Annotated in this window: 15 protein-coding genes; 5 read left to right on the top strand and 10 right to left on the bottom strand. The window is 65.9% G+C overall.

The genetic code is table 11. From position 1 onward, the window contains the following. Nucleotides 1-16 precede the first annotated feature (16 nt). From rfbG to ABDW57_RS23600, 4 genes are all read right to left on the bottom strand, one after another. Nucleotides 17-1,093: a CDP-glucose 4,6-dehydratase gene (gene rfbG / locus ABDW57_RS23585; RefSeq protein ID WP_343732665.1), complete on the bottom strand. Its 1,077-nt coding sequence runs from the start codon at nt 1,091-1,093 to the stop codon at nt 17-19. Further along, nucleotides 1,090-1,863: a glucose-1-phosphate cytidylyltransferase gene (gene rfbF, locus ABDW57_RS23590; RefSeq protein ID WP_343732587.1), complete on the bottom strand. Its 774-nt coding sequence runs from the start codon at nt 1,861-1,863 to the stop codon at nt 1,090-1,092. The genes rfbG and rfbF overlap by 4 nt, the downstream gene beginning before the upstream one ends. 104 nt (nt 1,864-1,967) lie before the next feature. Beyond that, a complete protein-coding gene (locus ABDW57_RS23595; protein WP_343732588.1) occupies nt 1,968-2,942 on the bottom strand; it encodes a hypothetical protein in 975 nt (324 codons plus the stop codon). A 45-nt stretch (nt 2,943-2,987) separates the two neighbouring features. Then, nucleotides 2,988-5,819, bottom strand: coding sequence for a glycosyltransferase (locus tag ABDW57_RS23600; protein ID WP_343732589.1), 2,832 nt, complete (start codon nt 5,817-5,819; stop codon nt 2,988-2,990). Nucleotides 5,820-5,882: 63 nt separating this feature from the next. Here ABDW57_RS23600 and ABDW57_RS23605 point away from each other — a divergent pair, with 63 nt between their 5' ends. Then, nucleotides 5,883-6,353 (top strand): VOC family protein, encoded by a 471-nt coding sequence (locus ABDW57_RS23605; RefSeq protein WP_343732590.1) that lies wholly within the window; start codon nt 5,883-5,885, stop codon nt 6,351-6,353. A 76-nt stretch (nt 6,354-6,429) separates the two neighbouring features. Here ABDW57_RS23605 and ABDW57_RS23610 read toward each other — a convergent pair whose 3' ends face one another. The 6 genes from ABDW57_RS23610 to scpA all read right to left on the bottom strand — a co-directional run bounded on the left by ABDW57_RS23610 (nt 6,430) and on the right by scpA (nt 16,543). Further along, nucleotides 6,430-8,040, bottom strand: a complete 1,611-nt coding sequence (locus ABDW57_RS23610; RefSeq protein WP_343732591.1) for a DUF3300 domain-containing protein — start codon at nt 8,038-8,040, stop codon at nt 6,430-6,432. Between the two features lie 169 nt (nt 8,041-8,209). After that, a complete protein-coding gene (locus ABDW57_RS23615) occupies nt 8,210-8,863 on the bottom strand; it encodes a hydrolase (RefSeq protein WP_343732592.1) in 654 nt (217 codons plus the stop codon). 145 nt (nt 8,864-9,008) lie between these two features. Continuing rightward, entirely contained in the window at nt 9,009-10,103 is a 1,095-nt protein-coding gene (locus tag ABDW57_RS23620; protein ID WP_343732593.1) for an SGNH/GDSL hydrolase family protein, read from the bottom strand. Between the two features lie 5 nt (nt 10,104-10,108). Beyond that, nucleotides 10,109-13,240: a methyltransferase domain-containing protein gene (locus ABDW57_RS23625; RefSeq protein WP_343732594.1), complete on the bottom strand. Its 3,132-nt coding sequence runs from the start codon at nt 13,238-13,240 to the stop codon at nt 10,109-10,111. Between the two features lie 53 nt (nt 13,241-13,293). After that, on the bottom strand, nt 13,294-14,274 hold the full coding sequence (gene meaB / locus ABDW57_RS23630; protein ID WP_343732595.1) for a methylmalonyl Co-A mutase-associated GTPase MeaB: 981 nt from the start codon (nt 14,272-14,274) through the stop codon (nt 13,294-13,296). Nucleotides 14,275-14,278: 4 nt separating this feature from the next. After that, complete coding sequence (gene scpA, locus ABDW57_RS23635; RefSeq protein WP_343732596.1) at nt 14,279-16,543, bottom strand: methylmalonyl-CoA mutase; 2,265 nt, start codon at nt 16,541-16,543, stop codon at nt 14,279-14,281. A 175-nt stretch (nt 16,544-16,718) separates the two neighbouring features. Here scpA and ABDW57_RS23640 point away from each other — a divergent pair, with 175 nt between their 5' ends. The 4 genes from ABDW57_RS23640 to ABDW57_RS23655 are packed head-to-tail and all read left to right on the top strand — an operon-like array spanning nt 16,719 to nt 19,301. Further along, complete coding sequence (locus ABDW57_RS23640; RefSeq protein WP_343732597.1) at nt 16,719-17,648, top strand: class I SAM-dependent methyltransferase; 930 nt, start codon at nt 16,719-16,721, stop codon at nt 17,646-17,648. Between the two features lie 8 nt (nt 17,649-17,656). Continuing rightward, nucleotides 17,657-18,259, top strand: coding sequence for a GNAT family N-acetyltransferase (locus ABDW57_RS23645; protein ID WP_343732598.1), 603 nt, complete (start codon nt 17,657-17,659; stop codon nt 18,257-18,259). A gap of 20 nt (nt 18,260-18,279) precedes the next feature. Next, the gene (locus ABDW57_RS23650) at nt 18,280-18,582 is read left to right on the top strand and encodes a hypothetical protein (RefSeq protein WP_343732599.1); all 303 of its coding nucleotides are present in this window, start codon (nt 18,280-18,282) and stop codon (nt 18,580-18,582) included. Beyond that, nucleotides 18,579-19,301 carry an SDR family oxidoreductase gene (locus ABDW57_RS23655; protein ID WP_343732600.1) on the top strand — a complete coding sequence of 241 codons (723 nt, stop codon included), beginning with the start codon at nt 18,579-18,581 and terminating at the stop codon, nt 19,299-19,301. Before ABDW57_RS23650 ends, ABDW57_RS23655 begins: the two co-directional genes overlap by 4 nt.

A 19,301-nucleotide genomic window follows, 5' to 3' on the forward strand; every position in this document is an offset into this window, starting at 1 on the left:
GCTCATGATTGCTGCCTTAAAGTGGTGCGGTATTTTGATAGGTGTCGATTTGTGCCAGCGTCAGCGCGCGCATGTCGGCGCCGGCCATCTGCGCCTTGTGCCATGCAACGATCATGTCGATGGTGTGCCCCAGGTGCCAGCGCGGCTGCCATTGCAGGCGGCTGCGGGCCTTGGAGCAGTCCAGCTTGAGATAGTGTGCCTCATGTGGCTGCGGCGCGGAGTCCAGTTCCCACGCGGCGCCGTCGCCCCAGCGCTGGCACAGGCGCTCGATGATCCATTCGACCGGGCGGGCGTCGATGTCGTGTGGGCCGAAGTTGAAGCCTTCGGCAAACGCCGGGCCCTGCTCGTACAGGTGCTCGGCCAGGGTCAGGTAGCCTGACAGCGGCTCCAGCACGTGCTGCCACGGGCGGATCGCGTGCGGGCTGCGGATGCGCACTGGCTTGCGTGCTGCAATCGCGCGCACCATGTCGGGAATCAGCCGGTCTTCGGCCCAGTCGCCGCCGCCGATCACATTGCCGGCGCGGCCCGAGGCCAGCGCCACCCCATGTTCGGCGTATTTTTCCGGGTTGAAGAAGGAGGAGCGGTAGCCGGCCGTGACCAGCTCGGCGCAGGCCTTGCTGTTGCTGTACGGGTCGTAGCCGCCGAAGGCTTCGTTTTCGCGATAGCCCCAGGCCCATTCCTTGTTTTCGTAGCACTTGTCGCTGGTGACATTGACCACCGACTTGATGCCGGGCGTGTTGCGCACCGCTTCAAAGAAGTGGACCAGGCCCATGACGTTGGTGGCGTAGGTCTCCACCGGATGGGCGTAGGAATGGCGCACCAGCGCCTGCGCCGCCATGTGGATGACGATCTCGGGCTGCGCCGCCTGCATGGCCTGCTGCAGGGCGGCGGCGTCGCGGATGTCGCCGATGACGGACGTCATGCCGCTGCCGACGCCCGCCACCTCAAACAGGCTGGGCTGGCTGGGCGCGGCCAGCGCGTAGCCGGTGACGTGCGCGCCCAGTTGCTGCAGCCACAGGCTGAGCCAGCTGCCCTTGAAGCCCGTGTGGCCGGTCAGGAAGACGCGCTTGCCTTGCCAGAACGAGGGCTTCATGGCCATTTCTTCCACGGCGCCTTGCCGCTTTCCCACAGGTCTTCCAGGTGGATCTTGTCGCGCAACGTGTCCATCGGCTGCCAGTAGCCGCTGTGGAAATAGGCATCCATCTGGTTGTCGCGGGCCAGGCCTTCCATCGGTTCCTTTTCCCAGATGGTGGCGTCGCTGTCGATGTAGTCGATCACCTTGGGCGACAGCACGAAGTAGCCGCCGTTGATCCAGGCGCCGTCGCCCTGCGGTTTTTCCTTGAAGCTGACGATGCGCTGGCCTTCGTAGTCGATGGCGCCAAAGCGGCCCGGCGGCTGCACGGCGGACATGGTGGCCAGCTTGCCGTGCGCCTTGTGGAAGGCGATCGAGGCGCTGATGTCGATGTCGGCCACGCCGTCGCCGTAGGTGAAGCAGAACGCTTCCTCGTTTTTCAGGTGCTCGCGCACGCGCTTCAGGCGGCCGCCGGTCATGCTGTCGGCGCCGGTGTCGATCAGGGTCACGCGCCACGGTTCGGCGTGGCGCTCGTGCACCTCCATGCTGTTGGCTTGCAGGTCGAAGGTGACGTCCGAGGTATGCAGGAAGTAGTTGGCGAAGAATTCCTTGATGATGTAGCCGCGATAGCCGCAGCAGATGACGAAGTCATTGATGCCGTGGGCCGAATAGCTCTTCATGATGTGCCACAGGATGGGCTTACCGCCGATCTCGACCATCGGCTTCGGCTTGACGGTGGTTTCCTCGCTGAGCCGTGTGCCCAGGCCGCCTGCCAAAATCACTGCTTTCATGCTGTCTCCAAGTGGGTGGTGAATGCTGTACAGACTGCATTGTCAGCCATTGCTTAAACATTCTAAACGAAAAGAACCGGGGTTTTGGCCGTTCAGCCCGTTGTTTATCGCGCAAACAGTTCGCTGTCCGACAGGGGCAGCGTGCGTGCTCCGCTGAACAATGACTCGCCGCGCCGGGCCGGCACCGACTCGCCGCCGCTGGCTTCCTGTGCGTACTGGACCATCAACGTGCGCGTGCGCCCGGGGTCATGTTCGCTCGACAGCACGGTCTCCATCAGGCGCAGCATGATCCACGGATCGACGTCCTGGCGGCGGCCGGCCGCGTCCTGCGGTTCCACCGTTTTGACGCGAAAATGGAAGTGTCCCTGCTGCAGCAAGTGACGGGCGATGGCGCTCAACTCGGCCGCATCCGCCATCGGCGCGCGCGGGCGCACGAAGTTGAAGGTCGGCAGCGGCGTGCGCATGAAATGGGGCAGCATCAGCGCCGCCCAGATATCGTTGGGATACTGCGTCCATGGATGTTGCGGCTCGTAATGCGCGCGCAGGTGCTGCAGGGCGTCGTGCGACAGGATGGTGCTGGCGCCGCTGGTAAAGGTAAGGCCAGCCATCTCGGGCGGGCCGTTCAGGCGCGCGATGGGGCCGGCGTAGCAGCCGGACTTGGGCAACTGGTCCAGCACGGTGGACAGGGCGCGGAAGTCCACCACCGAGGTCAGCGTGGTGTGATAGAAGTAGAACGGCGCGCTGCGGGTGCGCAGCAAATAGTCCTGCACCAGCATCTGGCGGTAAATCCATTTGGCGTTTTCGCTGCCGGACCAGACGCCGCTGCTGGCGTAGCCGGCGGCGCCCTGCATGCGGTCGCCGATGCCGACCAGCAGGTCGTAGCCGTTGTGGTGCACTTCGCCCGGCCGCAGCTGGTCGCTCCAGCGCACGAACACCAGGTCGATGCCGGGGAAGTGGGCAGCGTAAAACTGCCACAGTGCGCGCGCGTGGCGGAACACGGGCAGTTCGTCGCCGTAGCCGATGACGACCACCAGATCGGGACGTTCAGTGGCGGCAATGCGCGAAAGCAGACTGGACATTGTGGGGCGGCAGGATGGTGGCAGGAGCGGCCATTGTAGCGGGCCTTAAGCGCCCGGTGGGGTCAGCAGCAGGGCATAGCCTTCGCGCAGGGCTTGCTGGACGGCCTCGTTGTGCAGGCGGTCGCCCTCGGCCAGGGCGCCGTAGCGGGCGCCGACCAGCGCCGCCAAGGCCCCCAGCCGTTGCGCCAGCAGAGCCTTGAACTGGGCGCTGTCAGCCAGGAAGTGCAGGCGGGTGTGGGGTTCATACAACAGCTGCAGGCGTTCCAGCGCCAGATCGAGCGCATCGCTGGTGTGCAGCGGGGGCGCTGGCGGGGCGCCGCTGCACAGCGCGGCCGGCAGGTAGGCGCACTCCTGCCCGGCCAGCACCGCCAGCGCGGTGGCCACGCCCGCCAGGTCGCGGTAGCGCTTGCCCTGATAATGACCGAAGGCCGCGCCCAGATGTTCGCGCCGCAGCAGCAGGCAGGCGGGCTGGCACAGCACGTCGCCGGCGCCGCGCTCGCTGGTCAGCAGCACCCCGGCCAGCGAGGCGCCGCTGACAGCGGTTTCCACCGGCAGCAGCGGCGCGCCCGCCAGCGGCTGCCCGTCGGCGTCGACCGGCTGGCGCCAGCAGGCTACCAGGCCGATGCTCGGGTAGGTCTGGTAGAAGTGCATCATGCGGCTGATCTTTTCCGGATGCAGCCAGTCGCCGGCCGGCGCCACGGCAATGTAGGCGCCGACCGCCAGCGTCAGGCAATGGTCGAGGTTGTCCGCGGCGTCCAGCGCGGGCGCGCGGTTGTAGCGCAGTTGCGGATGGGCCAGCAGCAGCCGGGCCAGCTTGCGGCGGCGGACATCGCTGCTGCCGCTGTCGCTGACGATGATCTCGCAGCGGCCGTAGTGCTGGGCCAGCGCGCTGCGCACGGTGCGGTCGAGCTGTTCGGCGGTGTCGAAGTCGCTGGTGGGAATCAGGATGCTGACCAGCGGCAGGCTGATGTCGGGGGCGTGGGTGGCCGCGTGATCGCCGTCCTGCTGCAGGCTGCCGCGCGCAACCTGCAGGTACAGCTGTTCAAGGTGGCGCACCAGCGCCGGCGTGTCGAACAGCGGCGTCTTGTCGCGGTTCCGGGCCAGCCGGCGGCGCAGGCGCGCCAGTTCCTGCGGCTTGCCGGCCAGGCGCACCGCCTTGTCTTCGTAGGTGCGGGCGCTGCGCGTCACCAGTTCCGGCAGGCCGATGGCGTGCAGCAGGCTGCCGCCGAGGCGGGCCGCGTAGCTGCGGCCGGCCAGGGTCAGCAGCGGCACGCCGGCCCACAGCGCATCGGCCGCCGCGGCGCCGCCACTGAACGGCAGGGTGTCGAGGCAGAGGTCGGCCAGTTGCAGACGGGCCAGGTAACCGGCTTGCGGCAGGTGCGGCGCGAACACCAGCCGCTCGCTGGCCACGCCATGGCGCAGGGCGGCAATGCGCAGGTTGTCGCGCACCGGTTCGCTGTCGGCGGCCAGCCACAGCACGCTGCCGGGCACGCGCTTGAGGATGCGCATCCACACGGCAAACTGGGCCGGCGCCAGCTTGCGGCTGCTGTTGAAGCTGCAGAACACGAAGGCTGCGTCCGGCAGGCCGCAGCTGGCGCGGCTGGGGGCCGGGCCGACAGCGCGGCGACGGTCGTGGATCTGCACGCAGTCCGGCAAATAAAGCGGCTGCTCGGTAAAAGAGGCGTGCAGTTGCGGCGGCAGCACGAAGGCATCGGCCAGGATGTAATCGAGGGCCGGCACGGCGCTGCTGCCGGGATGGCCCAGCCAGCCGATCTGCACCGGCGCGGCGCGGTGCGCCAGAATGCCGGGGCGGCCGTCGGCGCCCAGGCCGTGCAGGTCGACCAGGATGTCGATCTCGTGGGCGCGGATGGTTTGCGCCGCCTGCAGGTCGCTCATCACGGTCAGGCGGATGTGGTGGTCCATCTGCGGTGCAACGCGGGCGCGCAGGCCGCTGCGGTCTTCCTCATGCCAGCTGAAGCCGTAGATCTCGAACTGATCGCGCTGGTGCAGGCCGTACAGCTCAGCGGTGAGGCGAGCGGCGGCGTGGCTGCTGAAATCGGAGCACAGGTAGCCGATGCGCAACTTGCGGTGCAGATAGCCTTGCGGGTCGGCCAGCGGCGCCGGCGCGGCCGCGCGGTTGACTGGGTGGCGCCGGGCGGCAGCCAGCTGTTCGGCCGGATCGTCGCTGATGCACAGGGTGGAGGCGGCCGAGGCGCTGTGGCTGAGGTCGGCCTCAGCCAGGCCCGGCAGAGGCGCGCATACCGGCCAGGCGCATTGCAGCTGGCGCAGATTGATCCACTGGGCGGCGATCTCGGGCTGCTTGGGATCGAGCAGCAGGCTGCGCGCGCAGGCGTCTTCGGCTTCCGGATAGTGCTTGCGCAGGGCCGCCACCCGCGCCACGCTGTTCAGCGCCTGGATCTGTTGCGGCCGGCTGGCGGGATGGTCGGGATCGATCTGGGCCAGGGCGGCGCGCCAGGTGGCCAGCGCGGCGTCGTACTGGCGCAGACGTTCCTGCAGCGTGCCCAGCGTCATGCGGGCATCGATGAAATCGGGCTTGATGGCCAGCGCGGCGCGCAACGACTGTTCGGCTTCCTGCTGTTCATCGGCCTGCAACTGCAGCACGCCGAGGTTGTACCAGGCGGCAAACAGCAGCGGCGATTCAGTGCAGCGCAGCCACAGATGGTAAAGCTCGGCAGCGCGTTCGGCCTGGCCGGCGTGGCCCATCAGGCCTGCCAGGCCGATCAGCTGCATGATGGGCAGCACGCCGCGCCTGGCCAGCACAAATGCGAGCTTGGCCGCATGCGTCAGTTCGTTGGCGGCGAGAGCCCGGTTCAGTTCCTGCAGTTGCGATTCATCGCTGGGGAGGCTGGCAGTCATGCTGGTATTGTCGGCTGAATCCGTCTAGGATTCAATCTTCGCATACAAAGTGAGACAGTAGTCATGAGCCGACCGTTTGAAATCCTTGGCCTGCAGCAGATCGCGGTGGGCGCCGCTTCCAAGGAGCCGCTGCGCAAGCTGTGGGTGGACATGCTGGGCCTGGCGCCGTCCGGCCACTTTGTGAGCGCAAAGGAAAACGTCGATGAAGACATCGTGCTGTTGGGCAGCGGGCCGTTCCAGGTGGAAGTTGATCTGATGCAGCCGCTGGACCCGGCGCGCAGCCCGCGGGTGGACCAGCCGGCGCTGAACCACGTCGGCCTGTGGGTGGACAACCTGGCGCTGGCGGTGGAATGGCTGACGGCGCAAGGCGTGCGGTTTGCGCCGGGCGGCATCCGCAAGGGCGCGGCCGGGCACGACATCGCCTTCCTGCACCCGAAAGCCAACGAGGAATTTCCGATCGCCGGCGCCGGCGTGCTGGTCGAACTGGTGCAGGCGCCGCCGGCAGTGATCGCGGCATACCGCAAGGGAGCGTGACATGCTGGCGAAGGACATCATCAGCGCAGCGCGGTGCCCGGCGGCCGCCTGAGCTGACGGCCGGCGGGGGCCGGAGCTAACTGTGGTGCTCGTGGTCGTCGCGCTTGTCGCGGTGCTGGGCGTGTTCCTCGTGTTTCTCGATGTGCGGCTTGGGCGGCGCCGGCTGGGCGGCGTGAGGCCGCTCGTTGTGCATGGCCAGCATTTCCTGATGGGCAGCGTGCGGCTGCGGGCGATCCGCGACATGCGTTTCGTGGACGGGTGCCGGTTTCGGCACCGGCATCGGCGCCGACAGATGCGTCGGGCTGGCCTCCGCGTGCTGCACGGGCGGCATGTGCATCATGGCGGTGTTGTGTTCCTGCGGCGCGCGGTCATGCTCTGCAGTGACATGTTCACGCACGGCAGCGGCAGGTGCGCTGTCCATCCTGGCCTGCACCGGCGGCCGCTCGATCCGGGCGTCCTGGTGCACCGGCTGGGGCCGGGACGCCATCGCGCTGGCGTGCATCGCCGGCGCAGCAGGGTGGGGCAAGGGCGGCGTCACGCTGACATGCATTGCTGGCACAGCGGGTTGTGGCCGGGCGCCCGGCACGGCGTCATGTGCGGTGAAGTGCGGCATGCTCATCGGCGCGGCAGGCCGGGGCGGCTGCGGCTGCGCGGCCAGTGCTGCCGCGCGCGGCGCGAAATTCGGCGCAGGCTGTGGCGCGTTGTTGATCGTCAAGTTCTGGTTGCGGTTGATGACGTTGTTGGTGGTACGGTAGTTATTGTTCGTGACATTGATGTTGTTGATGCGGTTCACCACCGTGACGGATTTCGACACATAGGTGGAGTTGTTGTAGGTCACCGCTGGACGGTGCCAGCCGCCGTCATAGGCATGCACCGGCGCCCCCCAGTTGACGCCCCACGCATTCCATCCCCAGTCATGATGGCTCACGGCCGCACCGACCAGCACACCCACGCCGAAGGAGAGCAGACCGGTGGTCACCACGGTCTCGCTGGTGTAGGTTGGCTGGTGGTAGGTCCAGCCTGGGTACACCGGCACCGGCGCGCCGTACACGACTGCAGGGTTGTAATGTGGAACGTAGACCACGTCCGGCTCAGCCGGCTCGATGATGATGGTCTGCGGCGGTGGCGGTACCACCGCCGGTCCCGCGTAGACCACCGTGTCGGACGGCGGCGGTGCCACCTCGGTTGCCGGCGCCGCGGTACGCACGGTGGTCGATACGCGCAGGTGCGGCGCGTTTTTCAGCGTGCCGGCTTGTTGGGCGCGCAGGCGCATGGCCTGGATGGCGTTCATCACATCGTTCGGATCGTTCACGTAGGCATCGCCCAGCGCCCGGGTCCACTGGACATTGCTGGCCATCTGGTTCAGCACGCTTGGGAAAGTGGTCAGTGATTTCACGCTGACATCCCAGGGCTGGGCGGCTTCGGCATTCTGCAGCGCGTCGCCCTTCAGCGTGGGATTCTGGGTCAGCCACTGGTTGGCGGCAACAATCTGTTCCGGATAGGTGGCGCCGGCCAGTACCTGGCCGACCAGCTTGTCGGGGAACAGCGCGATCGGCGCCACCATTTGCGCCAACTGTTCCGCAGTTGGCGGCGTATAGGGGGCAGGCTGAGGAGTAGCGGGCGCGGCGGCTTGTTGCTGCAGCTCGGCGGGCTTGTTGCAGCCGGCCAAGGCAAGCAGACTGAACATCAGTGTTGAGGAGATCGCGGTCCTGACATTTTTTGCTTGAACGCCCATGATTGGCTTCCTTCTTGCTGAAAAGATGAAAGCAGGTTAACAATCACAGGCCGATAAAGCTGTTACCTGATGTAACGTACGTAACCAGATGGCCGCCCGTGGCTGCGGGCGGCCGTCCGGCTTAGTGGCCTTCTGCGGCGTTGAACATGGTTTTCGCGTAGATCAGGCCCAGACCGTAGCCGCCGCCGTTGGCGATGGCGGTGGCCACGGTTTCGTCGTAGGTTTCGCCGCGGGCCCAGTCGCGCTGCAGTTCCAGCAGGTATTGCAGCGAGGTCATTGGGCGGGCGCCGGCCTGCACCATGCGCTCGATGGCGCGTTCGTGGGCTTCGTCCGAGATGTCGCCGCTGGCGTCGGTGATGACGTAGACTTCAAAGCCCTGATCCAGGGCCGACAGGGCCGGACCAACGATGCACACCGAAGTCCACAGGCCGGCCAGCACGATTTTCTCCTTGCCGATGGCGTTGACGCGTTCCGCGATGCGCGGGTCTTCCCAGGTATTCATGGTGGTGCGGTCGATCGCCACTTCGTTCGGGAACACTTCCTTGATTTCGTTAAAGATCGGGCCGGAGAACGATTTTTCCGCCACGGTGGTCAGGATGGTCGGCACCTTGAATTCCTTGGCTGCTTTCGATACCAGCGCCACGTTGTTGCGCAGCTGGACCGGGTCGATCGACTTGGTGGCAAATGCCATCTGCGATTGGTGATCGATCAGGATCAGGGCGTGGTTGTTAGGGCTCAGCAGGGTTTGACCTGGTTTGGCGATGGCGGTTGGCATGTTCATTCTCCTTAAGATATTCAATAATTTCGATTTGGTGTTTGATGCGTTTGCTGCATCGATGGAGTGAAGTATGAACGGTCAAAACCAAAACAAAAAGCGGAAAAATTTCCGCTTTATTATCGAAATTTTCGAATATGAGAATTTACTGCTGCACCAGCATCAGCAGGCCGACAAAGTCGAGGTGGCGCTCGGGGGCGTTGGGCAGGCCGGGGGCGTAGCAGTCGAAGCCGGTCTGGCCGCCGCCGGCATCCAGCGGCACGGACACCCCCAGTTTGCTGGCGCCGTAATGCATCACCAGCGAATGGCTCCATAGCAGCGGCAGCGGGATGCTGGAGTAGATGAACGGCAGCGTCTCGGTGTCCGCATGGCGCGTAACGACGCGGGTGTTGATGGCAAAGCCCTCCGGTGTGCTCAGCTCCAGCTGCAGCGTGTCGTGCTGCGGGTCCGATTTCAGGAACAAGGCCAGCGGGAACATTTCGCTGTTCAGGTCCAGCCGGCTGCCCGGCAGCATGCGCAGGTAGTCCAGCTGCATCAGGCGATTGCCGATATGGCCCGGCTCCACCGGGCCGCTGGTGAACTGTTGAAGATTGACAGCCGGGATGTACATCACTTCCGTTCTCGCAAACGGCGACACGTTTTGCAGCCGTGCCAGCGTGGTGGCCAGCGGTTCTGCGTTCTGCGCTTTCAATGTCAGCAGGCGCTGCGCCACCAGCGCGCCGATGATGGAGGTGGCGTGCGGCGTGTCGTAGTGGGCGGCGTCGCGGTACATCCATTCTGGCGCACGGCCGAGGAACAGCGCCGACATCCAGGCGCGGATGTCGATCAAGGGCAGGGCCAGTTCCTGATAAGCGCGGATCTGCGCATCGTAGATCGGATTCGGCACGGTCATCGAGAAGTGCTGCTGCTGCGCCAGCACCAGCGGCACGAACACCGCCGATGGATACAGACGCGCCGCGGTTTTCAGCAGCAGGTGGAAGCACATCAGCCACGACTCGGCACCGCCCGGACGCGGCGCAAAGTGGCCGGCGTCGTTGATGCCGTATTCGTACAGGATCACATCGGCAGGCTGGCCGTTGAAGGTTTCATGCAGGCGGCCGATGGCCGACAGCGAGGTGGTGGCGCCCACCGAGATCTGCACGATCTCCGCTTCCACATAGCCTTGCAGCGACTGCGCCAGTCCCTGCACATAACCGCCCTTGAGCAGGGAGTTGGAACCGCCGATGATCAGGATGCGCATGATGCTCAGGCCGGAACGGCGGTGATGATGTAGCGCTGCGCCAGCGCGTCCTGCACCGACAGCTCGGGATCGCTGCCGCTGGCCGCAGCCAGCTGGCGCAGGATCGGCAGGAAGGCGTCGCGACCCGCTTCCTCGCGGATCACCGGGGCACCGCCGGTCAGGCGGAAGCCGGTTTGCGCCAGCAGTTCCAGCAGCGAGCCGCGCGTGAACTGGCGCAGTTCATCTTTTTGCAGCACGCCGTCCGGACGATAGCGATAGTCACCCATGTTGAGGCGCACCTGCACGCTCCAGTGCTGCACGTTGCGCACCGAAAGCACCAGCGTGCCGTCCGGCGCCATGCTGCTGCGGATTTTTTCCAGCACCGCCCACGGATCGCGCACGCGCTCCAGCGCGCCATCCAGCACCCAGCAGTTGGCCTGCGCCAGCTGGCGGTCGCGCTGCTCGTCCGGCGTCTCGAAATCCTGGCTGTAGACGAAGTCGCAGTGCGCGCGTGCCTGTTCGGCCACAATGGCGTCGCGTTCGATGCCGGTGTAGTTGCAGACAGCGTTGATCTGTTTGTAGGCCTTGGCAAAAGCGCCATCGCCGCAGCCCAGCTGCACCACCTTGACCGCGGTGGTCGGCACGAAGGACAGCAGTTCGGAGTTGATCTGCGTGACGCTTGGCTTGTCGTAGTGATAGCCGCCGGTGCGGCGCACGGTGCCCTGCCAGTCGTGACGGATGAAGATGCGCTGCGCCGGGTTGTCGCTGAAGTCGTTGTTGACCCAGGTGACGTTGCGCAGCAAGTCGCTCTTGCCGGCCTTGGCCAGCGCGATCATCGGCGGCAGCATCGGCGCGCCATGCTTGACCGGCAGCGGCCACTGGCGCACCACTTCAATATTCGTCAGCATGCAGGCCGGGTGCAGGTAAGGCATGCTGTTGGGACCATTCGAGAAGCCGTTTTCATCGACCGGGGTGACGTTGCCGACGCCGTACATGTGCGGCTCCAGGTGCTCGTCGAGCGACTCCAGGAAGCCGCGTTTGAGGATCTCGACGTCGGAGTCGAGGAACAGCACGCGGCCTTTCAGATCAAGGTTTTCGATCGCCCACGCCATGCCGGGGCCATGGTGGATGTTATAGCCGAACGGCTTGAAGTCCACGCCGGGATACTGCGCGCAGATCGGCGCGATCTGCGCCGCGATTTCCGGCGCCGAGCCATCGATGATGGTGACCGGATTGTGCGGATAGTGCTGGCGGAAGGTGGACAGCAGCGAGGCAATCAGGTCGGGTGCGTTGTAGGACACCGCGATCATCGGAATCTGGTCGATAGGGTTCATGGCTTTACTCGAAAGTGGGGCAGCGACGCTTTTCATGGCCGCTTCCAGGTTGCGCACCAGGCGCGGCGTGTCGAACAGGGCGCAGCGCATGCGGTTGTCGTTGAGCTGCTGTTTCATGGCGGCGATGCGTGCAGGGTCGTTGGCCAGCGCCACCGCCAGTTCTTCATAGTCGGCAAAGCTGGTGGTGATCAGCTGCGGCAGGTCGACCGCGCGCAGCAGGCTGCCGGCCATGCGCGAGGCGAAGGTCGGGCCGGAGCAGGTCAGCACCGGCAGGCCGGCCCACAGCGCGTCGCTGGCGGTGGTGCCGCCGTTGAAAGGGTAGGTGTCGAGGAACAGGTCGGCCACGCGGTAGCGCGCCAGGTAGTCGGCCGGCAGTGCGCGGGTGGCGAAGATCAGGCGTTCCGGATCGATGCCGGCTTCGCGCGCATGCTGCTTGAGGTTCTCGCCCACCAGCGGGGTATCGGCTACCAGCCACAGGACCGAATTGGGCACGCGGCGCAGGATGTTCATCCAGTGCGCGAACAGTTCCGGCTTGTATTTGTAGCTGTTGCTGAAGGAGCAGAACACAAAGGCGTCCTCCGGCAGGTTGACCGAGGCGCGCGTCGGCGTGTTGCCGATCAGGCGCTGGCGGTCGTTGATCTGGAAGGTGTCCGGCAGGCGCAATGGCTTTTCGGTGAAGTCCTTTTCCATCTCCGGCGTGATGAGGAAGTCGTCCGCGATCACGTAGTCCACGCCAGGCAGGCCGGTGGTGCCGGGGAAGCCCAGCCAGGTCATCTGCACCGGCGCCGGATGGTAGGCCAGGATTTGCGGGCGCGCGCCCGAGGTCAGGCCGTGCAGATCCACCAGGATGTCGATTTCGTGGGCGCGGATCAGCTGCGCGGCCTGCTCGTCGCTCAGCGTATGGATCGGGATGTAGTGGTCCATGCCGGCCACCACGCGCGCGCGCAGCGGCGAGCCGTCGTCGCGGCTCCAGCTGAAGGCAAACACTTCGAACTGGCTGCGGTCGTGCAGGCCATACAGTTCGGCGGTCAGGATCGAGACCGCATGCGAGCACAGGTCGGATGACAGGTAGGCGACGCGCAGGCGTTGGTGGCCGTAGCTCTGGCCGGGCTGCGTCATGGGCGCGACGTCGGCGTTCATCTTGTCGCGCACGAAGCGCAGCGCGGCGGCTTTTTGCAGGTCTGGATTGTCGGTCAGGCTCAGCATGGCCAGTGCCGAGGCGCCGTCCTCCATCTGCTTGCGGCTGATGTGTTCCAGGCCGGACCATGTCGGCCAGTGGCACTGCTTCTGACGCAGGTGCACCCAATGGGTCATGACGTTGACCTGCGACGGATCGACGCGCAGGCTTTGCGCCAGCATCTCTTCCGCTTCCGGATACTGCTTCTGGATTTCCAGCAGACGTCCGAGGTTGTTCAGCGTTTGCAGGTACAGGGCGCGCTGCTGCACTTTGTCGATCTTGACCTGCGGGCCGAGGATGGAACGCCACATGTCCAGTGCTTCCTGCGGTTTGCCGCGCCGTTCCAGCAGCGTACCCAGATTGAGACGGCCTTCAACGAAGCGTGACTGCAGGGCGATGCATTTGCGGTAGGCCGCTTCCGCGTCCTCGTCGTCGTTGACGGCGGCCAGCACGGCACCGAGGTTGAACCAGGCGGCGTAAGCCAGCGGCGAGCGCTTGCTGTGTTCCAGCCAGGTGCGATACAGGTCAATGGCCAGTTGGGATTGGCCTTGTAACGTGAGCGCGGCGGCGGCGTCGAACAATTCCGGGATCGTCATGTTGCCGCGTGCGGCCTGTTTCAGCCATTGCGCGTGATTGGATGCGGTCATTGAGGCAGTGTCAGTTGGTCGATAGGGCTGGACTTCATCATACCTGCTTCGCCTCAGGGGCGAAAGACGTCCAGCAGGAGTGTCGCCAGGGTGGCCGGGTTGGCTTTGCCGTCGGCGGCCTGCCGCAGGGCTTGCGGCAGGGCGGCGCGCACGGCGTCGTGGTTGCGGAAGCGCTCCTGCAGGCCGGCTTCCACCAGGTTCCACATCCAGGTTTGCGCCTGTTGCTTGCGGCGTTCTTCGAAGGCGCCGGTGTGCTGCATGGTCTTGCGGTAGTTCTGCAGGGTGGCCCAGATGTCTTCGATGCCGGCCCCGGTGGCGGCGCTGGCCTGCAGCACCTGCATGTGCCAGTGCGGCGACGCGGGACGCAGCATGTGCAGGGCGGCGCGCATCTGGCCTGCGGCGACGGCGGCGGCGCGCGGGTCGATGTCGGCCTTGTTGTAGACCACGATGTCGGCCAGCTCAAGGATGCCTTTCTTGATGCCCTGCAGTTCATCGCCGGCGTTGGGCAGTTGCAGCAGCAGGAAGACGTCGCACATGCCGGCGACGGCGGTTTCGCTTTGGCCCACGCCCACGGTTTCGACGATGATGACGTCAAAGCCGGCTGCTTCGCAGATCAGCATCGCTTCGCGGCTTTGGTGGCTGACGCCGCCCAAGGCGCCGCGCGCCGGCGAGGGGCGGATGTAGGCATTCTCCTGCTGCGACAGGCGTTCCATGCGGGTCTTGTCGCCCAGGATGGAGCCGCCGGTCAGCGGCGAGGATGGATCGACCGCCAGCACTGCCACGCGCAGCCCCTGCGCCAGCAGGTACATGCCGAAGGCTTCGATGAAGGTGGATTTGCCCACGCCCGGCACGCCGCTGATGCCGATGCGGTAGGCGCCGCCGGTGTGCGGCAGCAGTTTGTCCAGCAGGGCCTGGGCGCGCAGCCGGTGGTCGGGGCGCGAGGACTCGACCAGCGTGATTGCCTTGGCCAGCGCGCGCCGCTGGCGTGCCAGCAGGGCGGCGGCGAGGGCGTCGTCGTCAGGCTCGATTATCATCGGGTCAGGTGGCTGCCGAGGCGCCGGCGGTCGCGCCCAGCGCCATGGCGACCGTGGCCGCAGCCGGGCTGGCGGCTGCGGCGTCGGGCGGGGCCGACGACGGCACCGCGCCCAGCGACTCGCGGATATGCTGCAGCACGTCGGCAGCGCACAACGGGATCGGCGTGCCGGGACCGAAGATGCCTTTGACGCCGGCCTGGTACAGGAAGCCATGATCCTGCGTCGGCACCACGCCGCCCACAAACACGATGATGTCTTGCGCGCCTTCTTCGCGCAGCGCGGCAATCAGTTCCGGCACCAGCGTCTTGTGGCCGGCCGCCAGCGTGGAGACGCCGACTGCGTGCACGTCATTTTCAATCGCCTGGCGCGCGGCCTCCTGCGGCGTCTGGAACAGCGGTCCGAGGTCGACGTCGAATCCCAGGTCCGCAAACGCCGAGCCGACTACGCGCGCGCCGCGGTCATGGCCGTCCTGCCCCAGCTTGGCCACCATGATGCGCGGCCGGCGGCCCTGCTCGACCGCGAAGCGTTCCACCTCCGCGCGCAGCAGCGACCAGTTTTCGTCATCCGCCAGGCCGGCGCCGTAGACGCCGGAGACGTTCTGGTTGGCGGCACGATGCCGGCCCCACGCCTGCTCCAGCGCATCCGAAATCTCGCCCACGGTGGCGCGCAGGCGGGTGGCGCGCACCGCCAGTTCCAGCAGGTTGCCGCGCCCTTCATACGCGGCCGTGCCCAGTTCCGCCAGCGCCGCGCCCACCGCTTCCTGATCGCGCGTGGCGCGGATCTGGGCCAGGCGGGCAATCTGCTGCTCGCGCACGGCGGTGTTGTCAATCTCGCGCGCCTCGACCTGGTCTTCGGCGCCGCTCTGGTATTTGTTGACGCCCACGATGACATCCTTTCCCGAATCGATGCGGGCCTGCTTCTGCGCCGCCGCCGCCTCGATCTTCAACTTGGCCCAGCCCGAGCCCACGGCTTGCGTCATGCCGCCCATCTGCTCCACTTCCTGGATGATGGCCCAGGCCTGGTCCGCCACGTCCTGCGTCAGCTTTTCCATCATATAGGAACCGGCCCATGGATCGATGACGTTGGTGATCTGCGTCTCTTCCTGCAGGATCAGCTGGGTGTTGCGGGCGATGCGCGCGGCAAATTCGGACGGTAGCGCGATGGCCTCGTCCAGCGAATTGGTATGCAGCGACTGGGTGCCGCCAAATACGGCAGCCATGGCTTCCACCGTGGTGCGCACCACGTTGTTGTACGGGTCTTGCACGGTCAGCGACCAGCCGGAGGTCTGGCAATGGGTGCGCAGCATCAGCGATTTCTGCGATCTGGCGCCGAATTCCTGCATGATGCGGCACCACAGCAGGCGCGCCGCGCGCAGCTTGGCCACTTCCATGTAGAAGTTCATGCCGACGCCGAAGAAGAATGACAACCTGCCTGCAAAATCATCAACGTCCATGCCGTTGTTGATGGCGGTGCGGACATATTCCATGCCGTCGGCCAATGTCAGGCCCAGCTCCAGCGCCGGCGTGGCGCCGGCCTCCTGCATGTGGTAGCCGGAAATCGATACCGAATTGAACTTCGGCATGTGCTGTGCCGTGTAGGCAATGATGTCGGCCACGATGCGCATCGACGGTTCGGGCGGATAAATGTAGGTATTCCGCACCATGAATTCTTTGAGAATGTCGTTCTGTATGGTACCGGACAGTTGTTCCTGCGCCACGCCGGCTTCCTCGGCAGCGACGATGTAGCCGGCCAGGACCGGCAGCACGGCGCCGTTCATGGTCATGGAAACCGACACCTTGTCCAGCGCGATGCCGTCAAACAGGATCTTCATGTCCTCCACCGAATCGACCGCCACGCCGGCCTTGCCGACGTCGCCTTTCACGCGCGGATGGTCGGAATCGTAACCGCGGTGGGTGGCCAGGTCGAACGCCACCGACACGCCCTGGCCGCCGCCCGCCAGCGTGCGGCGGTAGAAGGCATTGGACTCGGCGGCGGTCGAAAAGCCAGCGTACTGGCGGATGGTCCACGGGCGCGCCGCGTACATGGTGGCTTGCGGGCCGCGCACAAAGGGCGCGAAGCCGGGCAGGGTGTCGGTGTGTGGCAGGCCCTGGAGGTCGGCCGCCGTGTACAGCGCCTTCATGGTGATGCCGTCGGGCTGCGGGGTGTCGAGGTGGGCGGGATCGCCGCCCGGCGCGGAACGTGCCGCCGCCGCTTGCCAGTCCGCCAAGGTGGCGGCGGGGCGGGGTGGTGCGGGACGTGGTTCGGTCATATCGGGCTTTCGGCGAGCGGACGGTTGTGTCGGGATTGTACCTTGCAGCGGCGGGCTTTCCTACCCGTCGCACAGCAGCTGAGAAGGGACGCTTTTCCGTCGTTGTTTGGCATACCCAAAGGGGGACTGGTATGCTAGAGTGCAGCCTTCTGCCGCTTTGCCAACTGCGATATTCATGCCTGAAAATCACCCTTTCCAGCTGGACCGGACCCGCTACCCTGGCCTGACCCGCATGGCCGATACCTTGCGCGCGAAACACCGCTTCGCGGCGGACATCGTCGACCGTGGCGCCGCGCTGTTCGGCGCCGAGTGGGCCGATGAATTCGAGCCGGTGCTGAACGCCCTGTTCCCGACCGAGGAGGCGGTGACCGCGGCGGCCAAGGGCTACGCAGTCTTCGCCATGCAGTCGATGCGCCTGCAGGCGGTGTTTGAGCGCGAGCGCGAATACAAGGCCAAGACCCACGAGCAGGCATCGAGCGAAGTGTATTTCAACGAAGCGCACATGATGCAGGAATACCTGCCAGGCCTGCTGCTGTCGCACTTCCTGTGGCCGCACCACTACCGCCAGATCCAGTTTTTCAACAGCGCCTTCGTGCAGGCCATGCGCGTGGCCTGCGCCACTTCCTTCATGGAGGTCGGGATCGGCACCGGCCTGTATTCCGGCCTGCTGCTGCGCGCCTTGCCGCAGGTGCGCGGCGTGGGCGTGGACATCAGCCCGTCGTCGCAGCGGTTTACAGAAACACAACTGAAGGCGCTGGGCGTGGCCGACCGCTATCGCACCGAACTGCGCGACATCACCGCCGAACCGCTGGAGCCCAAGGCCGACTGGCTGGTGTGCGTGGAAGTGCTGGAACACCTGGACGATCCGGTGGCCTTCTTGCGCGGCCTGCGCCGCAACATGGCGCCGGGCGCCAAGGCCTTCATCACGGCGGCGCTGAACGCCGCCCATGCCGACCATATCTACCTGTACCGCAACGGCGGCGAGGTGTTGGCCCATCTGATCGAGGCCGGTTTCACGCTGGAGCAATCGTTCATCGGCATGGCCTACAAGCCGTCGGCGCCGGGCGTGCCGGTGCCGGAGGCGGCCGCCTTCATCGTCTACTAGGAAGCCTTATGTCCCAAGCCGTCGTACCGAACACCGAAGTGCTGAGTGGTGAATTCGTCAACCTGCGCCCGCTGCGGCCGGAAGACGCCGCGCTGACGCTGGGCTGGCGCAATGCCCAGCGCGCCCGCTTCCTCAACCCTGGCGCTGCCAGCGTGGAGCAGCAGGCCGCGTGGATCGCCAGCCGTCCGGCCTCGGAATACAACTACATCATCGAACTGAAAAACGGCCATCCGGTCGGCATGCTGTCGCTGGTCGGCATCGACCGCGCCAACCGCCACGGCGAGCCGGGACGCTTCCTGATCGGCGACGAGGCGGCCACGCAGGGCGTGCCGGCGGCCGTCGAGGCCATGAAGCTGCTGTACGAACTGGCGTTCGACCGTCTGGGTCTGCTGCGCGTGTGCGGCATCATCGCCGCCAACAACACGCTGATGATCAAGTGGCAGAAGTACCTGGGCATGAAGGAAGAGGGCCGCCTGCGCCAGCACCTGTGCCAGAAGGACGGTTCGTTCGAGGACGCCGTCTACCTCGGCATGCTGGCCGACGAATACCGCAAGAGCGCGCTGCCGCGCATGAAAGTGCTGATCGCGGCCGCCCGCCGCGCCGCCGAATAATTCATTACAAGGACTACCCCATGCTGAACCAAGATGCCATCCACGCCATCATCCTGCAGGCCCTGAACAACATCAACGACGAGCGCGGCCCGGACGAGCAGCTGGCCGTCGGCCTGGACACCCGCCTGTTCGGCGCCGACGCAGTGCTCGATTCGCTGTCGCTGGTGTCGGTGATCGTCGACGTTGAAGGCGCCGTGTCCGAGCAGGCCGGCCGCGACATCAGCCTGACCGACGACCGCGCCATGAGCCAGGCGGTGTCGCCGTTCACCGACGTGCGCTCGCTGACCGCCTACATCGAGCTGCTGCTGTCGGAAAAGGCATGAACTCAACCGGCTCCACCTACGCTGGCAAGCTGGCGCTGATCACCGGCAGCCGGCGTGGTGTGGGCCGCCTGCTGGCCGAGCATATCCTGCGCAATGGCGGCCGCGTGGCCGGCTTTGCGCGCGGCGAGGCCACCATCGATCATCCGGACTACCACCACTTCCAGGTCGACATCGGCGACCCGGCGTCGGTGCAGCAAGGCTTTGCGGCGCTGAAGAAGGTGTCGGACGCGGTGCACATCGTGATCAACAACGCCGCCGTGCTGACCTCGCAGTACGCGATGATCATGCCGCCGGCGCAGGCGCAGGCCATGATCAACACCAACCTGATGGGCGCCTTCATGGTGTCGCGCGAGGCCTCGAAGCTGATGCGCAAGGGGAAGTGGGGCCGCATCATCAACATCGGTTCGATGGCGGTGAGCCTGGAGCCGATCGGCGATTCCATCTACGCCGCTTGCAAGGCCGGCCTGGCCACGCTGTCCAACGTCATGGCCAAGGAACTGGCGCCGCTCAACATCACGTGCAACACGCTGTCCATCACCGCCATCAAGACCGACATGCTGGCGCAGCTCCCGGGCGACAAGATCGACGCCGTGATCGCCGGCCTGCCGATCCCGCGCTACGCGGAGCCGGACGACATTTTCAACATCGTCGATTTCCTGGCGTCCGAGCGCAGCTCCTACATCACCGCGCAGACCATCTACATGGGTGGAGTTAACTGA

The sequence above is a fragment of the Duganella sp. genome, assembly GCF_039595735.1.
Lineage (GTDB): Bacteria > Pseudomonadota > Gammaproteobacteria > Burkholderiales > Burkholderiaceae_D > Rugamonas.

Coding starts and splice junctions, on each gene's coding strand:
- rfbG (WP_343732665.1), bottom strand. CDS start 1,093: ATGAAGCCCTCGTTCTGGCAAGGCAAGCGCGTCTTCCTGACCGGCCAC.
- rfbF (WP_343732587.1), bottom strand. CDS start 1,863: ATGAAAGCAGTGATTTTGGCAGGCGGCCTGGGCACACGGCTCAGCGAG.
- ABDW57_RS23595 (WP_343732588.1), bottom strand. CDS start 2,942: ATGTCCAGTCTGCTTTCGCGCATTGCCGCCACTGAACGTCCCGATCTG.
- ABDW57_RS23600 (WP_343732589.1), bottom strand. CDS start 5,819: ATGACTGCCAGCCTCCCCAGCGATGAATCGCAACTGCAGGAACTGAAC.
- ABDW57_RS23605 (WP_343732590.1), top strand. CDS start 5,883: ATGAGCCGACCGTTTGAAATCCTTGGCCTGCAGCAGATCGCGGTGGGC.
- ABDW57_RS23610 (WP_343732591.1), bottom strand. CDS start 8,040: ATGTTCAGTCTGCTTGCCTTGGCCGGCTGCAACAAGCCCGCCGAGCTG.
- ABDW57_RS23615 (WP_343732592.1), bottom strand. CDS start 8,863: ATGCCAACCGCCATCGCCAAACCAGGTCAAACCCTGCTGAGCCCTAAC.
- ABDW57_RS23620 (WP_343732593.1), bottom strand. CDS start 10,103: ATGCGCATCCTGATCATCGGCGGTTCCAACTCCCTGCTCAAGGGCGGT.
- ABDW57_RS23625 (WP_343732594.1), bottom strand. CDS start 13,240: ATGACCGCATCCAATCACGCGCAATGGCTGAAACAGGCCGCACGCGGC.
- meaB (WP_343732595.1), bottom strand. CDS start 14,274: ATGATAATCGAGCCTGACGACGACGCCCTCGCCGCCGCCCTGCTGGCA.
- scpA (WP_343732596.1), bottom strand. CDS start 16,543: ATGACCGAACCACGTCCCGCACCACCCCGCCCCGCCGCCACCTTGGCG.
- ABDW57_RS23640 (WP_343732597.1), top strand. CDS start 16,719: ATGCCTGAAAATCACCCTTTCCAGCTGGACCGGACCCGCTACCCTGGC.
- ABDW57_RS23645 (WP_343732598.1), top strand. CDS start 17,657: ATGTCCCAAGCCGTCGTACCGAACACCGAAGTGCTGAGTGGTGAATTC.
- ABDW57_RS23650 (WP_343732599.1), top strand. CDS start 18,280: ATGCTGAACCAAGATGCCATCCACGCCATCATCCTGCAGGCCCTGAAC.
- ABDW57_RS23655 (WP_343732600.1), top strand. CDS start 18,579: ATGAACTCAACCGGCTCCACCTACGCTGGCAAGCTGGCGCTGATCACC.